Origin of the sequence: Bacillus sp. THAF10 (assembly GCF_009363695.1) — a bacterium.
GTDB lineage: Bacteria > Bacillota > Bacilli > Bacillales > Bacillaceae_I > Sutcliffiella_A.
Genome location: NZ_CP045403.1, coordinates 2,479,810 through 2,495,588 on the forward strand (window position 1 = coordinate 2,479,810; position 15,779 = coordinate 2,495,588).

Sequence of the window (15,779 nt, forward strand, 5' to 3'; positions counted from 1 at the left end):
GTGTGGTTTTTTAATGCAAATGATAACATTAGCTTCCCTTCCCTTTTGTCTACTATTTTCAAAAAAAACCCATGTACTGGAACTTTTTCTAATCATTCACGTCTATTGCTACAAAGGGGTGAATGAAATGATAAAGAGAAAATTATTCGGACTTGCATTGGTAATTTTGCTGCTTGCAGGATGCAGTGCTGGCAATGAAAAGAGCGAATCAGGTAAATATGATGGAGCAACCGAAGAATCCTATGGAGGAATCGGCGAAACAGAAAATAATACTGCCATGGATGATGCAGGAGATGAAGAGAAAGCAACACAAAATCCCGATGAGCGGAAGGTAATGTACAGCGCTTTTGTCACCTTGGAAGTAGATGATATTGACAGCTCCATCAAAGAGATCGAGAAAACAGTTACCAAGGAAAAAGGGTACGTGGTGGAGGTCAACTTTTCATCAAATGAGAAATCAGATTTTGGATCGGTTACCCTTAGAATTCCCACAGAATCTCTCACATCCTTCTTGGAGGGTGTAGAAGAATACAGTGGTAAGGTGAAAGAAAAAAGAGTAGTCGGCCAGGATGTAACCGAAGAATATGTGGATTTAACCTCTAGGTTGAAAGCTAAGAGAGTGGTTGAGGAACGGCTACTTGACCTGTTAAGCCGTGCGGAAAAAACAGAAGATCTCCTAAAGATATCAAATGACTTATCCATCGTACAGGAAGAAATCGAACAGGTGATGGGTCGCATGAAATACTTAGATAATAAAACGGAATATGCAGAGGTAAAAATGGAATTTATCGACGTCTCTGTCAATGTACCGGAAATGAAAGGCGAAGAAGAACTTAAAACAGGTGAAAAAATTAAGCAGACCTTCGCTGCCTCCATAAATTCCATCGTGGCCTTCTTCTCATGGCTTGCAATCTTCCTAATTGGATACTCTCCAATACTATTCTTACTTGCGACAGTTGGAATACTTGTATTTTTCGTGTGGCGCAAAAGGGTTAGGAAAAGTAAGACATACCAAGAGTAATAAAGTGGAACATAAAAAGGCAGGCTCATTGCTTGCCTTTTTTATGTCTACAGTAGTTAATGCATTTTTTATACAGGTCTGAATAACATGTTCTTCACTATTATCCCTCACTCCCTCACTCCCTCACTCCCTCACCAATAATGGTATGAGATTTAAAAAAGTGAATCCAATAAGCATGCTATATAAGAGAATATTTTTAGTAGGCGATACCAACACGTGATTTTATATATTCCCTACTTTTTATCTGGCTATAAGTAAATTCTGCTGTATCTGGCACAGATATTTTATTTCCATCTTTAGGCAAAAAACTACGTTCTACCCGATATTTCCCTATATATTCTCCATCCGGTAAATACGTAGGACAGACGATAGTCCAATCGAGTGAAGATTGTATTAACAAATCGTAAACTTTATGATGTTCTTCCGCTGCACGTGTTAACTTACGCTTGGATTCACTTGATTGATATCGCAGTAAATTTGGGGTAATTCTACTCTGGAGGATCCCTGCAGTTCCTATAGTAATAAGCCGATGGATACCTTCCTTTTCCATTGCTTCGATAATGAGTGGCATACTTTTTGATAAAGTGGTGGTTCCATCAGTATTTAGCGCACTAAGAACTATATCCATCCCATGCATTGCTTTTAGAATATCATCCTTTTTTAAAACATTACCTTGAATGATCGTTAATTGTTCATTATTAATTTGAATCTTCTCTGGAGTACGAACTAACACAGTAACATGATGTTTGTCTTTAAGTGCATATGTAACGAGATGACCTCCAACACGTCCGGTCGCTCCTAATACTAAAATATTCATAAAAACGAACCTCCTTTTACGAATAGGAATATTGCAAAATTCTTTGAAAGCTATTATTTTGCTTTTTTTCAACTAAAAATGTTACTTAATTTTTATTGAATGAAACATGTACTTTTTTGGGAGAATATTACGCACTGTGGTACGTTTTGAATACCTTTTAAACCCTGTTTATTACATATTTTTACATTCGCTTCATGTATACCTTTGATTAAACTAAAATAGGTGATGAAATTAAGATGCATATGATCCTTTTAATCCTAGTAATCATATTTTCTATAGTAAAGGCTGATTGGAGAAATTGGGAAAGATACTATCCCACTATGCTATATATGTCTTTAACCACTTTCCTGTATGAATTTATCTCACATAGTCATTATCATTTATGGGAACTGCAAGAAGATTCTCATTTTAGCCTAATGAATGTTCATTTTGCTCACAATCTCATCATAAACACTCTAATTTCCTTCGTTTTTTTATCTAATTATCCTAATCCTTTTAAGAAACAAATTACCTATATAGTAAAATGGATACTTATTTTTACCTTATTTGAATGGATTGGGGTTAGGTTAGGAACAATTACACACCATAACGGTTGGCATATGGGATGGTCAATATTATTTAATTGTGTCATGTTTCCAATGATAAGGATTCATTTTGTTAAACCACTATTAGCACTAATTTTATCAGTATTCTGTACTCTTTTTTATTTATTTATCTTCGATTATGTATAACAATATTAAGAATAAGCGTGATACGCCTGAATTTTGACGATCCATTGATTGAGCAACACTATTTTGTTAACAATGAAAAAAAACTACCTCACAGTAGCCTCTTGAAACTCCAATATGTGTTAATTGTATCACTTTTTTATTTTAAAAATATAAAAGGATTTTCTAAATAATCACCGGGAGTGCTTATGTATTCTTTTAACGTTTTTTAAACAATTGGGTACTCATAAAACAATTTGTCTACTTCTAATACCGGAAAGCTCTCTGGTAGTTGAGCTACATCTATTTTTACAAAACCATTCTTTTCATAAAATCGATGTGCAGCTACAAATTGTGGTGTTGTTCCAAGGTAAATAGCTTTTACTGATTTTTCATTAGCCCACTGCAGAGCATGATTTAATAGAAGATTTCCTACTTTATATGCAGGACCTCTAAACTCCTTCTTAACAAACATTTTTCTTAATGCTAATTGCTTATTTCCGATATCTAACAGACTAATCGAACCAATAACCTTCCCATCACACACTGCAACCCAAAAGTTCCCATTACCTGTTTGATAAAAGTTCTTTACATTTAGTAAGTCTGGCTGATCCTCTTTTGTAATCGCAACATGGTATTCCTTTATTTGAATATGTGTAATCATTTCCACTACTTCATCTTGATGTTCTTTTAGATATTCTAGTATGACAGGAACTTTGGTTTCCTTCATTCCCATTGTTTTCAACTCTACTTTCTTATTAATGATTTATTTTACCAGAGTTAGTCCGTTTACCAGGATCTTCAACAATAAGGATAACTGCTCACTCTACCGTTTCGTTTAGTTAACTTACTCAACCATGCATTGCTCAATCCCAATAATTAAATACAACTTCACCAACCGTTTTAGGTTTCCAGTATTTAATGTTATCCATATCCCATTTGTTGAGGGTGTTTTCGTTTAACACAACCATATCACTCTTGGCTTCCTTTAGTCGCAAGGTTTCGTTTAGTTCCACCTGTTGAAGTACTCTGTACATATCACTGTAAAGGTGGCGAATAGTTGTTGTCAATTCTTTATGATCCTTAAAAGTCATTGAGTAAGCCCGGTGAGAGGTCGCATAGGCTATGAAAGGATAGATGCTGTTTAACAGAATATAAAGGTTTTCCTCGTTTGGGAAGCTTACTTTTGCATAGTAATAGTTTTGTGCAACCACAGGTTCTTGAAATGACAACACTCTTCCCCCAAGACTAGTTACAGACGTGTAACAAGCCTTTTTAAAAGTATCTCCATCTACTATTGAATCTGTTCCTCCTGAATCACTTATTCCACCTAATAAAATCATCAAATAGCTCCCCTTCCTTGCCTTTGTCTAACTAAAAAGAAGAATGATTATATAAACTCAAAGATCCTAATATCCACCGAGTCTACGTAACCTAATTCTTCTTTCAAGTCCCAAAGTTTTATTTCTGAGGTTTCTTCATTTTCTAAAAACGGCTGCAGGTTTTCCACCTCTTTAAAATAAACTGGATTGAATTTCACTTTCTCACTACTTGCTTCTTTTGACATTAATAATCCCTTAAACTCTAAATCACTTACTACTTGACCAGTTTCCTCATACAACTCTCGGATCGCACATTCCTTTGGTGTTTCATCCCCTTCTCTACGTCCAGCCGGGATTTCCCATTGTTCTCTCCACACGTTATAACACATAAGGTACTTGCCGTTACATTTAATAACCGCAAAAGAACCCGCTAATGGTTGGTATGTATACATCTCTTCTTCAGAAATACTGATGAAATCTAGAAATTCTAATCCATGATTTTTAGTTATATTCAAACCTGCAATCCTCCTGCATTTTGGCATAATTTACAATTCGAGATAAGTGCTTTAATTCCTTCCTTATTCTAGAATATGACCCTTTCATAAAAAAATTGGGCTAATCCTTGTTCTAGGATAGCGCAATTTTGTTTATGAAGTGATGTAGTGTTTCAATAAACTACTTACATTTGTTCCGGTGCGTTAATTCCTAACAACCGTAATCCTTCTTTTAAGACTATCGTCACGGCTTCTACTAACTGTAATCTTGCTGGTTGTTGTTCGTCTTGCTCTAAAATTCGTACTGATCCATAGTATTTGTTAAATGCTTGTGCTAGATCAATAATATATTTTGCAATTTTTGAAGGGTCAAACTGCTCGTAGGCTTGACCAATCACAATTTCGAATTTCATTAACAAGGATAACACTGCCCAGGCCTTATCATCTTCAAAGGCTTTGTAAGAGGATGATGGCATGGCTTTTGTTGGACCTTTTCTTAATATGGAACATCCTCGTGCATAAGTATATTGTACGTAAGGTCCTGTTTCCCCTTCAAAAGTAAGCATGGCCTCAAGAGAGAACTCGACGTCATTTAAGCGATAATTTTTAAGGTCATGAAAAATAACCGATCCTACCCCAACCATCTTTGCTACTTCATCTTTCTTTGCAAGATTTAGATTTCTTTCTTCGATATTATGCGTTGCAAGTTTAATTGCCTTTTGCAGCACCTCTTCTAGAAGGACAACTTTTCCTTTCCGAGTCGACATTTTCTTTCCGTCTTTTAACATCATGCCAAAAGGAATGTGATGCATATCTTTAGACCATTCATACCCCATTTTCTTCAAAACCTGAAACACTTGTTTAAAATGAAGAGATTGCTCACCACCAACAACGTATAATGCTTTGGCAAAATCGTATTCACTTTTTCTATAAAATGCTGCAGCTAAATCTCTTGTTGCGTACAAGGTAGCACCATCTGATTTTTTTATAAGGCAAGGAGGACTTTCGTATTCTTCTAGAGAAACAACCATCGCCCCTTCTGATTCTGTCAGTAGCTTTTTCTTTTCTAATTGTTCTACGACTGCATCCATTTTGTTATTGTAAAAGGCTTCTCCATTATATGAATGAAACTCCATTCCTAGGAGCTCATAAATTCGTTCAAATTCTTTTAATGACTCGTCACGGAACCATCTCCACAATGAAAGTGCTTCTTGATCTCCGTCCTCTAATCTTTTAAACCAAAAGCGGCCTTTATCTTCGAGTTCAGTAGTTAATTTAGCTTCTTCATGAAATCGCACATACAAAGCAAGCAATTCCTTAATGGGATCCGCTTTAACCTTTTCTTCACTTCCCCACAGCTTATAAGCTGTAATTAGCTTACCAAATTGTGTACCCCAGTCTCCTATATGATTGATTTTAATAGGAGTAAATCCGCATTTTTCCATTATATTTGCTAAAGCGTTCCCTATCACTGTAGACCGTAAGTGACCCATTGAAAAAGGCTTTGCAATATTCGGGGATGATAAATCAATTGTGATGTTTTCAGAATTACCAATAGCTAGACTTCCGTATTTCTCCTTAAGATGAAGCGCTTCTAAAACAATTTCTTCCCCTGTTTTTTGTTTTGAAAAGAAGAAATTTAAGTAAGGACCAACTGCCTCGACATGTTCAATATATTCATGATGAATCTTTAAACGGAGTTCTTGAGCAATTTGAAAGGGGGACTTCTTTAATTCTTTTGCTAACAAAAAGCATGGAAAAGCATAGTCTCCCATTTCTTGTTTCGGTGGTACCTCCAAATTTTTATTAATTTCTTCTTTAGTAATCTTGTCAACTCCCTTGTTCATCAGTGCATGATAAATGGATAAAACAATTAATTCTTCGTATTTCATCAACAAGCCTCCTTAAATATCTCATTTTAATTATTAGAAAAACAAAAAACCTCGTCTCTAAAAATTAGAGACGAGGTTTGGACTCGCGGTACCACTCTACTTGCTTTTAATAAGCCAGCTTGAAATGTAACGGTTATTACCGGGCTTACCTACTTCACTTCAATAAGCCTTCTCAGAGATGCGCTTCATAATCGTTTTCGTACCAGGCTCCCACCGTCCCTGGTTCTCTACATCGAAGACACGATTACTACTCTCCTCTTCCTAGAATTCACCCATATTTACTTGTTACTAAACATTATACACCAAATTTAACCATTAAATCATTAATATTCAACACATTTTTTACAACTGCAATCTTTTTACATAGTTAATTTTTACAATGTCATTCGTCTAATATGAATAGGATCCACCTGGCAAAGAAAATAAGTAAAACCCATCGTCACCTCTTAACTGCCATCCTTCAAAATAATTACTGTCGTGAAACAGTTCAAGATAAATGCCGTTTTCAAATTCTACAAATAAATCTGACACTTCTTCAAAAAGAAAGATATTCTTTATTCTCTTATCAAGTAGTACTTTTTCAACATTTTTATGGGAGAATTCGCCTGGAGAATGTATGCAGTCAGAATACCCAATCTCAATTTGATTCGCAATTCGTAGCCGCCAAGGGCATTCAATAATCAATCCCCCCGTTTCTAAAGCCATTCCAAATGGTTCGTTTTTTTCCTTGTTAATTTCTATAACCCTCTGCCCAATAAAATATCGAAAATCAATATTACTTAATTTTTTGTACAAATCCATATCACCTCTTTTAATAAATCAACCTACCCTTTAATAACAAGCGTTCCCAACCATCATATTTCCCTTCGTACTTTTCTGAATTTTCCAAAAGGAGGCGCAAATCCTTATTTATGAAATGCGCCTTTTAACTCAGGAAAAGAATTAAGTTTCGAATTTCAATTGATGAAAATTACTACCTTTTCAAGGTAATCAACTACATAAACTCTATTCACTTGTTTGAATGAGCTTCTTCGATTTAGCATCATAAATTTTATAACTTATTTCAAACTCATGATCTTTTGTCACAGTGACCTCACAATAGTAAGGAACTGCCCTTCCATAAGAATCCAAGTCAGGGATATCTATAAAATAAAATACATCGTCCGTTTCAACCATTTTAAATGCTGCACTACTCGATCGCCCAGATGAATCTATTTCGATCGTGCAATTCCCTTTTACAACTTCATACTCTTTAAATAGCATATACTTTAGGCTAGGAAGCGTTATTGCTAGCAATAGTCCACCGAATAATAATGAAAATAGTACTTTACATATATTTGAAATAGTGATTTTATTTTCCTTGAACATGAAACCAAACCAAAAAATACTAAAGAATAACAATAAGATACCTATTATTAATATAAAATAATACATGTGTCGCCTCATTCCCATGTTGTAAATAATATCATTTAATTAATTCTACGGCTAAATTCATGAAAAAGTTTCGAGTAAATGAAAATAACCGCATACCTTGGGAAAGGAATGCGTCCGATTAGAAAGTAAAAAGCTTCCAATTTCTCTTTAAATGTCTTTCCAAAACCAAAAATGTTCTAAAACCTTTTTGCTTTTAAAAATTACGATATTTACCTAATTCATTAAGCAATACTAGTTTAGAGCCTTAAAGTTTATATTCTTCTATTAAATCTATATTTCTTTTATTTATTGCATAATCCTGAATTTGCTTTCCGATATTTGCGTATAGTTGAATATCATTTAGTTGTTCTAGTGGTAACCATTTTACAGCAGTTTGATTATGGTCTGGTTTTTCTGGCATTCTTGCAACCGTACCATTTTGTAAGGTACAATCAAACATCATAACTAAAGTATGGGTCGGTCCAAATTTTTCACCATTCAATTGTGGTTCATATTCATAAACAAAGGCTAATGGCCCAACTTCAACATCCACACACGCTTCTTCCTTTGCTTCTCTTTTTACTGTTTCCATAATGGTCTCCTTTGGTTCAACCCCTCCAGCTGGAAAATCATACACCACGCCTCTGCGTGGATCGTTATATTCCGTTAATAAAATTCTCCCGTTTTCAATTATAATCGCTCCTGCTCTAACCCTTATGTGGTAAGACATTTTTCAATTCCTTTCTAAACACACTATTAATACATCAATAAGATATAAACTCTGATTAATCGCTACCGATTATTGAATATGAAATTACTATTATTCTGATGTTATTAAGCCGTATCTGCTTCTTTTACCCATCCACGAACTTACATCACGCCACTTAAGGTACTTTGAAGAAATCCAACTATTTTCACTTTGAAAAAACTTATCTGGCTCCCAATCATCATCAGCAGCCCAATAAAAAAGACCTTCGTGTAATATTAGTTTCGCTTCATAAATGATTGAATCATCGTTTATCGGACTGGGAACGATATGAAATTGAGTTACTCCTTCAAAAAGAAGTTCAATTGCTGAAGGATTATCACACTGTCTTTGGAATAGAATTCGGACATTAGTATCAAGATCTGTTGACATGTCCATTGATAAATACTCATCTACATAGCTCTCAGTCGACATATATAATTCCTTTAAGCAACTATCATGGAATCTCCCGAATGTATCTAATAAATACTCAATATCATTCCTATTTTTAAGTTCTTTCCATTCCAAGGTTATCACCCTTATCGACTTATTTCTTCTTCCATTAGAACTGCCCTAGTTCAATAAAATTTTCTAATCTTCAAATTCAGAGATAATAAAATCAGTTGTAGGTGGTAATTTTTTTGAGATATTCGCTATTGTTGAAAATTGACTATCATTTGTTATTACAACAACATTTATTCCATCAAAACCAACCCAAAATACACCGTCATTTTCATGGAGAGTAACTATAGGAGTATTTATTTTTTTCATTCGAAAAAGGGTTTTAAAATCTCTTTCGCCAAAACTAAAGACATCCTTTTTTAACGACCATAAAGCCAAATTATTCATACTTCCATTGCCATATGCGTATGGGAAAATAACTCTAAACTGTTTATAATTTTGAATGATTGCTTTATAATAATATTCTTTTTCGATTTTAGTTTTTTCAAACTCGATAGTATTAGTTTTGCATTCTTGTTCAAATTCTTCTTGTCCGAAATCAAATACTTCAACAAGGGCATATATAGGAAATTGATTGATTTCATTCATCCAATTAGAAACAAATTCAAGTGGATCAACATCATTAAATGTAACATCAACGATATACTCTTTTTTGCCATCAACTGCAAAAGGGAAATAACCCCCGGCATCAGGAATGTCAGAAATCCATTTATGAGGCATAAATCCTATTTCTAAGTTCAATCATCATTCTCCTTTACAAAAAACTTCATTTAAATTCCATGTGTTCGTTAGTTCTACGTTCAGAATTCTTTCTAACGCAGCCTTTACCGACATAACATTCTAATTCTAGGTAAAGCGCTCATTCCCTTTTTCAGAGCAAAAAATAGCACGAAACTAAAAAGACTGCTTTATCAATAAGCTCACCCGTGTATTCTTAAACCTTTTCCAAGGTTTAAGGAGGGTCATCATGCAAAGAATAAAAGTTACTTACTGGTACAAGCTAGATATAAACCGTGTAAAAGAGGTCAATAAATGGGCTATCTCACTAAACTGAAGCAGATGATATTGACAGAGGATCCCTCACAATCAACTAAATATCCCCATTATCATGAATCTTCTATCGTTGAAGACGAGTTGGATTTCGCTCACATTCATCATCAATTTGAAAATTGTGAGGATCTACATCACCGTGTTTTCAAAGAGCTTGACGTTGAATTCATCTATTTCAAGGAGCTAATAGATAAGCTTACGTTAAAAGAGGAATTATTGGATTGGTTGAATGTATGCGACATAAATGAAGTTCAACGACATATTGATTCGTCGGAGCTTGAAGAAGTCACGACCAATAAAGAAGCCGTTGTCGATGTATTGAATGGGAATATTGTTCTATCTTTTCAAGATAAAGTGTATCGGTTAAAGGCAGAGGGTGGGGATAACCGAGGCATAGAAGAGTCAGAGACGGAATCCATTATTCTTGGACCTCATGAAGCATTTATTGAATCCATGAACACAAACCTTGCCTTAATCCGAAAGAGGGTGAGAAGTTCTCATCTAAAAGCGGAAACATTAAGCGTGGGAGAGATAACCAAGACAAACGTTACGTTAATGTACATAGAAGACATCGCTCCTTGTGGAGAAATAGACACGCTGAAAGAAAGAATTGAAAACATCGAATATAGTGGAATTCTTGATACCAACATGCTGACGCAATTTATTGATGACAAGCCTCTCTCCCCTTTTCCGCAATTTTACACAACAGAAAGACCAGACGTGGTGGCATCAAAATTAATCGCTGGAAAAATTGTTGGGCTTGTTGATGGAAGTCCCCATGTTTTATGTGCGCCTGTAAGTTTTTTTGATTTTTTTCAGTCAGTGGATGATTATAGTCAGCGCTGGGTTACCGGGACCTTTGTCCGGTTGCTAAGATTTTTTGCACTCATCATTACGGTTGCTTTAACTGGAGTATATGTTTCCGTTACTACGTTCCATTATGAAATGATCCCTCAGGAGCTGTTACCAAGCTTAATTGAGTCAAGGAGCAGGGTGCCTTTCCCTCCACTTATTGAAGCAATATTTTTGGAGTTGGTCATTGAGCTGTTAAGGGAAGCGGGTGCGAGGCTACCAACCAAAATTGGGCAGACAATCGGGATTGTTGGAGGAATAGTCATTGGACAGGCTGCTGTGGAAGCGGGAATTACGAGTAACATTTTAATTATTGCGGTCGCTGTCTCGGCAATCTCCTCCTTTGTTATTCCAAGCTATGTGATGAGCGCATCCATCCGGATTGTACGTTTTGCTTTTATCCTTCTAGCTGGTTTTTTGGGGAATATGGGACTTGTTTTTGGTTTAGGTCTGCTCGTGATACATTTATCCAAGCTCACCTCTATTAATGCTCCCTACTTTATCCCGTTCTCTCCGACCTTTTTCAGGGACTGGCTGGACACTATTATTCGAGCGCCATACATGTTCATTAAAGAACGTCCAACACAAGTGAGAACCTACAATAAAACAGTTAATAAGATGAAAAAATAGGAGATTTCAAATGAAGGAAAAGCTGCATCCCTTTCAAATTGCCATACTCATTTATATGATCCAATCCGGAGTAACTTTATTCAGTGTCCCAAGGCTTGCGGCCGAGGCCTTCGGAACAAATGGTTGGCTAGGCATACTTCCTATTTCTTTGATAGTAACCATCATCATTCTAGTAATTGGACTGATTTTTAAATGGGGAAAGGGTCAATCCATTTTCACTATACTTGAGGGAGTTGTACCAAGGTGGATACTCACCCCCTTGTATCTATTGATAGCATGTAATTTCACCATTCTTGCAATCCTGGTAACGAAGAAATACATATTATTATTGAAAATGTTATTTTTCCAGGATACCCCTTCCCTCGTTTTTATTTTCATGTTTTTCATTTTGAGCTATCTGCTGTTATCAGGCGATATTTATCAAATAGGAAAGGCAACGGTCATTCTGTTTTTCTTTACCATATGGACCATGCTTTTATTAACCGCCCATTTAACAGAGTTCAGCTTTGTTCGTATGACTTCTTTCTTCTTTCAAGGGGACAAAGATCTTCTAAAAGGCGGGCTGAATATTTTCTCTGCTTTTCTTGGTTTTGAATTGAGTCTTTTCCTCTTTCCTTATGTTGAAAAGCCATATACGAAAGCCTTATTAATTGGCAATGGTATAACCACCTTCATCTATTTGTCAGTCAGCTTTGTTTGCTTTGGCTTCTTTAGCTTTGAATATATTGTAAAAGACTTATACCCTGTCATAACATTAATTGAATATGTAAAATTCCCTTTTATTGAACGAGTGGAAAACCTAATCTTTTCACTTTTTGCATTAAAAGTTCTGATTACGGTCGTCATGTATCTGTGGGCAGGGAAAGAATTGATACAACATTCATTTCCAAGATTAAAACCTAATTTTATCGTCCTTTCTATGCTTACATTTGGATACTTAGTGTCCTATATACCAAAGGTCATTCGCGAGGTAGATCAGTGGTTATTATGGTTTACCTATATTGAAACAGGTGTCGTTTTTTTCCTGCCCATCTTGCTGCTCTTCCTATTAGCCGTTAACAAGCTACTCAGAAAAGGAATGGTGTAAATGTTAAAGCCTAAACTATTCGTATGTATCTTCACTTTTCTTCTCTTAACAGGCTGCGAAAAACACATTATTGATAAATTAGGGATGTTTGATGCGGTTGGATATGATTTGTCAGAGGATAGGGAAAAACCGTTTACAGTCACCGTCAATTTTCCAAGTGTTACAAAACAAGGCGAATTTCAACACAAGCTTCTTTCTACCGATGCAAAATCAAGTAAGGATTCCCGAATTAAATTTAATCATATGTCTAATTTAAAGCTCGTTAGTGGACAAATCAGTCTAGCATTATTTGGAGAGGAAATGGCTCAGGCAGGGGTTAAAGAAATCCTAGATACGTTTATGCGAGACCCTAGCCTTGGACCACGTGTATTTTTTGCTGTATCAGAAGGAAGAGCGAAGGATTTGTTGATGTTTCAGCCTAAAGAGGGAACAAATAGCTCCCTCTATTTGCGAACATTTGTAGAAAAATTGAACGCTCAAAATGATAGGATAAATTATAATACCTATCAGTTTATTAGAGATTTCTACGATGATGGGATCGATCCTATTCTGCCTTACTTTAAAATAAGCGACCAAAATATCAGCATAGATGGCTACGCGGTGTTTAAGGATGATAAATATATCCACCATCTCCCTTCTCATCAGTCCGCCATATTATTTGCGTTGAGAGATGATACTCCAAAAGGTACGCTTAGTATTGAAATTCTAAAGTCCGAAGATAAACAAGGGGTTTTTCCCGAACAGTTAATGTTTAATTACCGAAAAACCAAACAGAAAATGGATGTGCACAACAAAAAAAATGGCCCCCTATCTGTTGATATTCAAATTGAAATGGAAGGAAGTGTGCTGGAATATACCGGTGAGAAGAAGCTGGACTCAGCCAAAATTCAAAAGGAGCTAGAAAAAAAGATTAATGAAAAACTGATTAAACAATCCAACGATTTAATCAATTTGACAAAAGAACTACAAGTCGATCCTATTGGAATTGGCAGTCATGTACGTAATTCCATGTCTTATCAGAAGTGGAAAGAGAAGAGTTGGGAAGAAGTCTATCCAAACGTAGAAGTTAATGTCTCTATTGAAATGAATTTCATGGATATTGGTCAGGCAAAATAATTCTCCTGTAATATAGATGGGAAGGTGGTCAAAGCCACTCTTCCCCTTTTTAAACATCTACATTAACCGACTGTATCGTAAGGCATACAAGGTTTCATTGTTAGGACCTAGAAGCAACCAACTCATGTTAGGTTCGCTCCCCTATGTATGATGGAGAGTTCACCTGAATACTATATTCCATGGAGGTGACATCACATGGAGCAAAACCATAACAAGAGAATGGAGGCGGAATTTACCCCTTTTCGCAAGGACGCTACAAAGAAAACGCAAATGATAAACCAATTAATAAAAGAGAACCTGCCATTGGAAAGACTTAAGATTGAACAGGAGTGGGCTACGAATAATGTGCTAAAAAGCGTCTCTCTCCCCGTTATCAAAGCAGATGACTCGCTTTTTCCTGTTTGGGATTTAAAACGCTATGAATTCCTATTGGATGACAAACTACCTTTTTCCATTAATCCAAAACTATGGCATCAGGGCAAACTAAATTTAAAGGCCGGTCTTTTTCAAGTGACAGAAAACATATACCAGGTCAGAGGATTTGATCTTGCTAACTTGAGTATTATCCGTGGAAAGACAGGCTGGATCGTGATCGACTGTCTCACAAGCAGAGAAACCGCAGAAGCAGCTTTCCAATTAATAGACAGCTATTTTGGCAAGTTCCCCGTTAGTGCAATCATCTTTTCGCATTCCCATGTCGATCATTATGGTGGTGTTGATGGAGTACTTAATAGCGGAACGACGGATGATGTGAAAATTTATGCACCAAGCGGATTTTTAAGTGCAGCCCTGGAAGAGAATGTGACCGCAGGTGTAGCCATGTCGCGGAGAGGGTTTTACATGTATGGTGAGGTGCTGCCTCGCGATGAAAAAGGGCAAGTAGACAGTGGTATTGGAAAGTATGTATCGACTGGTGTTGTGACATTAATTAATTCTGCTGAAGAAATTTCACCTTCCAGTGACGAATCCTTTGTCGAGAAGGTCATTGATGGTGTAAGAATGCAATTCCAAATCACCCCAGATACAGAAGCTCCGGCTGAAATGAATATGTTTATTCCTGAAGAAAAAAGCCTTTGTATTGCAGAGAACTGTACAGCATCACTTCATAATATCTATACATTACGCGGAGCTGAAGTGAGGGATCCAGTCGCCTGGGCCAAGTATATCCAACAGGCCATTGAGATATTTGGCGAACATTTAACCTCTGTATTTGAAGTGCATAATTGGCCAAGGCACGGAAGAGAATACTGCATCGATTATATGGAAAAACAGCGTGACATGTACCAATATATCAATGATCAGACACTAAGGTTAATCAATCAAGGGTACACAATTGATCAAGTTGGAAGAATGGTACACTTTCCTGACAGTTTAAAAGACGAGTGGTTTAATGGTTCTTTTTATGGGACTGTCAACCATAATTCTAAAGCGGTGTACCAAAAATATATGGGATGGTATAACGGAAACCCTGTTGACTTAAACAAGCTTCTCCCGGAAGAGTCATCCAAAAAATATGTGAATTATATGGGAGGAGAAGATGAAGTAATTAAAAAAGCAAAAGAATGTTTTAGAGAAGGTGATTACCAATGGGTCGCTGAAGTCACCAAACACGTGATCTTTGCAAATCCTTCCAATAAGAAAGCCAAATACCTTTGTGCGGATGCACTTGAGCAGCTTGGCTACATCGCAGAATCCGGTCCATGGCGTAATGAGTACTTGATGGGTGCTCAAGAACTTCGTTACGGAATAATTCCAATACAACGCTCGACCATCACAACAGAAGTCTTGGATATCATGACACTTGAACAAGTATTGAACATGTTGAGTATCCGAATAAACGGATTGATCGCTGGGGAGTATGACTTCAAATTGAATTTCATTATTCCAGATCGGAAAGAAAGAGCCTTAACAGAAATCAAACGAGGAATCTTTCGTTATTTATCGGATGAATTAATAGAGGATCAAGTTATGGTCATCATGAGTAAAGAAACCTTATATGAGTTAGCCACTTCAAACAATCGACCCTCTCCTTCTTCCATTATAGTGAAAGGAGATATCCAAAAATGGCATCAATTTTTATGGGCTCTTGATCAAATAGACACAGACTTCCCTATTATGACGCCATTCAGTAAAAAAGAACCACTGATTTTTAAACATAAAAAGAAATAGTA

16 protein-coding genes and 1 other annotated feature are annotated in these 15,779 nt (G+C 36.1%); of the genes, 6 read left to right on the plus strand and 10 right to left on the minus strand.

Annotation, left to right across the window (positions count from 1 at the left end; translation table 11 throughout):
- Positions 1-127 precede the first annotated feature (127 nt).
- Entirely contained in the window at positions 128-1,021 is an 894-nt protein-coding gene (locus tag FIU87_RS13040; RefSeq protein WP_172971057.1) for a DUF4349 domain-containing protein, read from the plus strand.
- A 196-nt stretch (positions 1,022-1,217) separates the two neighbouring features.
- Here FIU87_RS13040 and FIU87_RS13045 read toward each other — a convergent pair whose 3' ends face one another.
- The gene (locus FIU87_RS13045; RefSeq protein WP_152444993.1) at positions 1,218-1,838 is read right to left on the minus strand and encodes an NAD(P)-dependent oxidoreductase; all 621 of its coding nucleotides are present in this window, start codon (positions 1,836-1,838) and stop codon (positions 1,218-1,220) included.
- Positions 1,839-2,080: 242 nt separating this feature from the next.
- Here FIU87_RS13045 and FIU87_RS21565 point away from each other — a divergent pair, with 242 nt between their 5' ends.
- A complete protein-coding gene (locus FIU87_RS21565; RefSeq protein WP_301538628.1) occupies positions 2,081-2,569 on the plus strand; it encodes a CBO0543 family protein in 489 nt (162 codons plus the stop codon).
- Positions 2,570-2,774: 205 nt separating this feature from the next.
- On the opposite strand, the gene FIU87_RS13055 is transcribed toward FIU87_RS21565, so the two are convergent.
- The 9 genes from FIU87_RS13055 to FIU87_RS13095 all read right to left on the minus strand — a co-directional run bounded on the left by FIU87_RS13055 (position 2,775) and on the right by FIU87_RS13095 (position 9,614).
- Entirely contained in the window at positions 2,775-3,275 is a 501-nt protein-coding gene (locus FIU87_RS13055; RefSeq protein ID WP_152446560.1) for a GNAT family N-acetyltransferase, read from the minus strand.
- Positions 3,276-3,411: 136 nt separating this feature from the next.
- Positions 3,412-3,888, minus strand: a complete 477-nt coding sequence (locus FIU87_RS13060; protein ID WP_152444995.1) for a hypothetical protein — start codon at positions 3,886-3,888, stop codon at positions 3,412-3,414.
- A gap of 47 nt (positions 3,889-3,935) precedes the next feature.
- Positions 3,936-4,382 carry an NUDIX domain-containing protein gene (locus FIU87_RS13065; protein ID WP_152444996.1) on the minus strand — a complete coding sequence of 149 codons (447 nt, stop codon included), beginning with the start codon at positions 4,380-4,382 and terminating at the stop codon, positions 3,936-3,938.
- A 164-nt stretch (positions 4,383-4,546) separates the two neighbouring features.
- Complete coding sequence (argS, locus tag FIU87_RS13070) at positions 4,547-6,253, minus strand: arginine--tRNA ligase (RefSeq protein WP_152444997.1); 1,707 nt, start codon at positions 6,251-6,253, stop codon at positions 4,547-4,549.
- A gap of 63 nt (positions 6,254-6,316) precedes the next feature.
- Positions 6,317-6,525, minus strand: a binding site (T-box leader).
- A gap of 118 nt (positions 6,526-6,643) precedes the next feature.
- Positions 6,644-7,048 carry a hypothetical protein gene (locus FIU87_RS13075; protein WP_253905413.1) on the minus strand — a complete coding sequence of 135 codons (405 nt, stop codon included), beginning with the start codon at positions 7,046-7,048 and terminating at the stop codon, positions 6,644-6,646.
- 210 nt (positions 7,049-7,258) lie between these two features.
- Positions 7,259-7,687, minus strand: coding sequence for a hypothetical protein (locus FIU87_RS13080; protein ID WP_152444998.1), 429 nt, complete (start codon positions 7,685-7,687; stop codon positions 7,259-7,261).
- 244 nt (positions 7,688-7,931) lie between these two features.
- Positions 7,932-8,396: an NUDIX domain-containing protein gene (locus FIU87_RS13085; RefSeq protein ID WP_152444999.1), complete on the minus strand. Its 465-nt coding sequence runs from the start codon at positions 8,394-8,396 to the stop codon at positions 7,932-7,934.
- A 90-nt stretch (positions 8,397-8,486) separates the two neighbouring features.
- Positions 8,487-8,846: a hypothetical protein gene (locus FIU87_RS13090; protein WP_253905414.1), complete on the minus strand. Its 360-nt coding sequence runs from the start codon at positions 8,844-8,846 to the stop codon at positions 8,487-8,489.
- Positions 8,847-9,002: 156 nt separating this feature from the next.
- Complete coding sequence (locus FIU87_RS13095) at positions 9,003-9,614, minus strand: hypothetical protein (protein ID WP_152445001.1); 612 nt, start codon at positions 9,612-9,614, stop codon at positions 9,003-9,005.
- Between the two features lie 291 nt (positions 9,615-9,905).
- On the opposite strand from FIU87_RS13095, the gene FIU87_RS13100 reads away from it, so the two are divergent.
- The 4 genes from FIU87_RS13100 to FIU87_RS13115 all read left to right on the plus strand — a co-directional run bounded on the left by FIU87_RS13100 (position 9,906) and on the right by FIU87_RS13115 (position 15,777).
- On the plus strand, positions 9,906-11,405 hold the full coding sequence (locus FIU87_RS13100; protein WP_152445002.1) for a spore germination protein: 1,500 nt from the start codon (positions 9,906-9,908) through the stop codon (positions 11,403-11,405).
- 10 nt (positions 11,406-11,415) lie between these two features.
- Positions 11,416-12,492, plus strand: coding sequence for a GerAB/ArcD/ProY family transporter (locus tag FIU87_RS13105; RefSeq protein ID WP_152445003.1), 1,077 nt, complete (start codon positions 11,416-11,418; stop codon positions 12,490-12,492).
- Positions 12,493-13,608: a Ger(x)C family spore germination protein gene (locus tag FIU87_RS13110; protein ID WP_152445004.1), complete on the plus strand. Its 1,116-nt coding sequence runs from the start codon at positions 12,493-12,495 to the stop codon at positions 13,606-13,608.
- Between the two features lie 195 nt (positions 13,609-13,803).
- A complete protein-coding gene (locus FIU87_RS13115) occupies positions 13,804-15,777 on the plus strand; it encodes an alkyl/aryl-sulfatase (protein WP_253905415.1) in 1,974 nt (657 codons plus the stop codon).
- Positions 15,778-15,779: the final 2 nt, after the last annotated feature.

What these genes read in the sequence shown, in the direction of transcription:
- FIU87_RS21565 (WP_301538628.1), top strand. Translation starts at nt 2,081, where the DNA reads ATGATCCTTTTAATCCTAGTAATCATATTTTCTATAGTAAAGGCTGAT.
- argS (WP_152444997.1), bottom strand. Translation starts at nt 6,253, where the DNA reads ATGAAATACGAAGAATTAATTGTTTTATCCATTTATCATGCACTGATG.
- FIU87_RS13100 (WP_152445002.1), top strand. Translation starts at nt 9,906, where the DNA reads ATGGGCTATCTCACTAAACTGAAGCAGATGATATTGACAGAGGATCCC.
- FIU87_RS13105 (WP_152445003.1), top strand. Translation starts at nt 11,416, where the DNA reads ATGAAGGAAAAGCTGCATCCCTTTCAAATTGCCATACTCATTTATATG.
- FIU87_RS13090 (WP_253905414.1), bottom strand. Translation starts at nt 8,846, where the DNA reads ATGTCGACTGAGAGCTATGTAGATGAGTATTTATCAATGGACATGTCA.
- FIU87_RS13085 (WP_152444999.1), bottom strand. Translation starts at nt 8,396, where the DNA reads ATGTCTTACCACATAAGGGTTAGAGCAGGAGCGATTATAATTGAAAAC.
- FIU87_RS13080 (WP_152444998.1), bottom strand. Translation starts at nt 7,687, where the DNA reads ATGTATTATTTTATATTAATAATAGGTATCTTATTGTTATTCTTTAGT.
- FIU87_RS13060 (WP_152444995.1), bottom strand. Translation starts at nt 3,888, where the DNA reads ATGATTTTATTAGGTGGAATAAGTGATTCAGGAGGAACAGATTCAATA.
- FIU87_RS13040 (WP_172971057.1), top strand. Translation starts at nt 128, where the DNA reads ATGATAAAGAGAAAATTATTCGGACTTGCATTGGTAATTTTGCTGCTT.
- FIU87_RS13110 (WP_152445004.1), top strand. Translation starts at nt 12,493, where the DNA reads ATGTTAAAGCCTAAACTATTCGTATGTATCTTCACTTTTCTTCTCTTA.
- FIU87_RS13115 (WP_253905415.1), top strand. Translation starts at nt 13,804, where the DNA reads ATGGAGCAAAACCATAACAAGAGAATGGAGGCGGAATTTACCCCTTTT.
- FIU87_RS13045 (WP_152444993.1), bottom strand. Translation starts at nt 1,838, where the DNA reads ATGAATATTTTAGTATTAGGAGCGACCGGACGTGTTGGAGGTCATCTC.
- FIU87_RS13055 (WP_152446560.1), bottom strand. Translation starts at nt 3,275, where the DNA reads ATGAAGGAAACCAAAGTTCCTGTCATACTAGAATATCTAAAAGAACAT.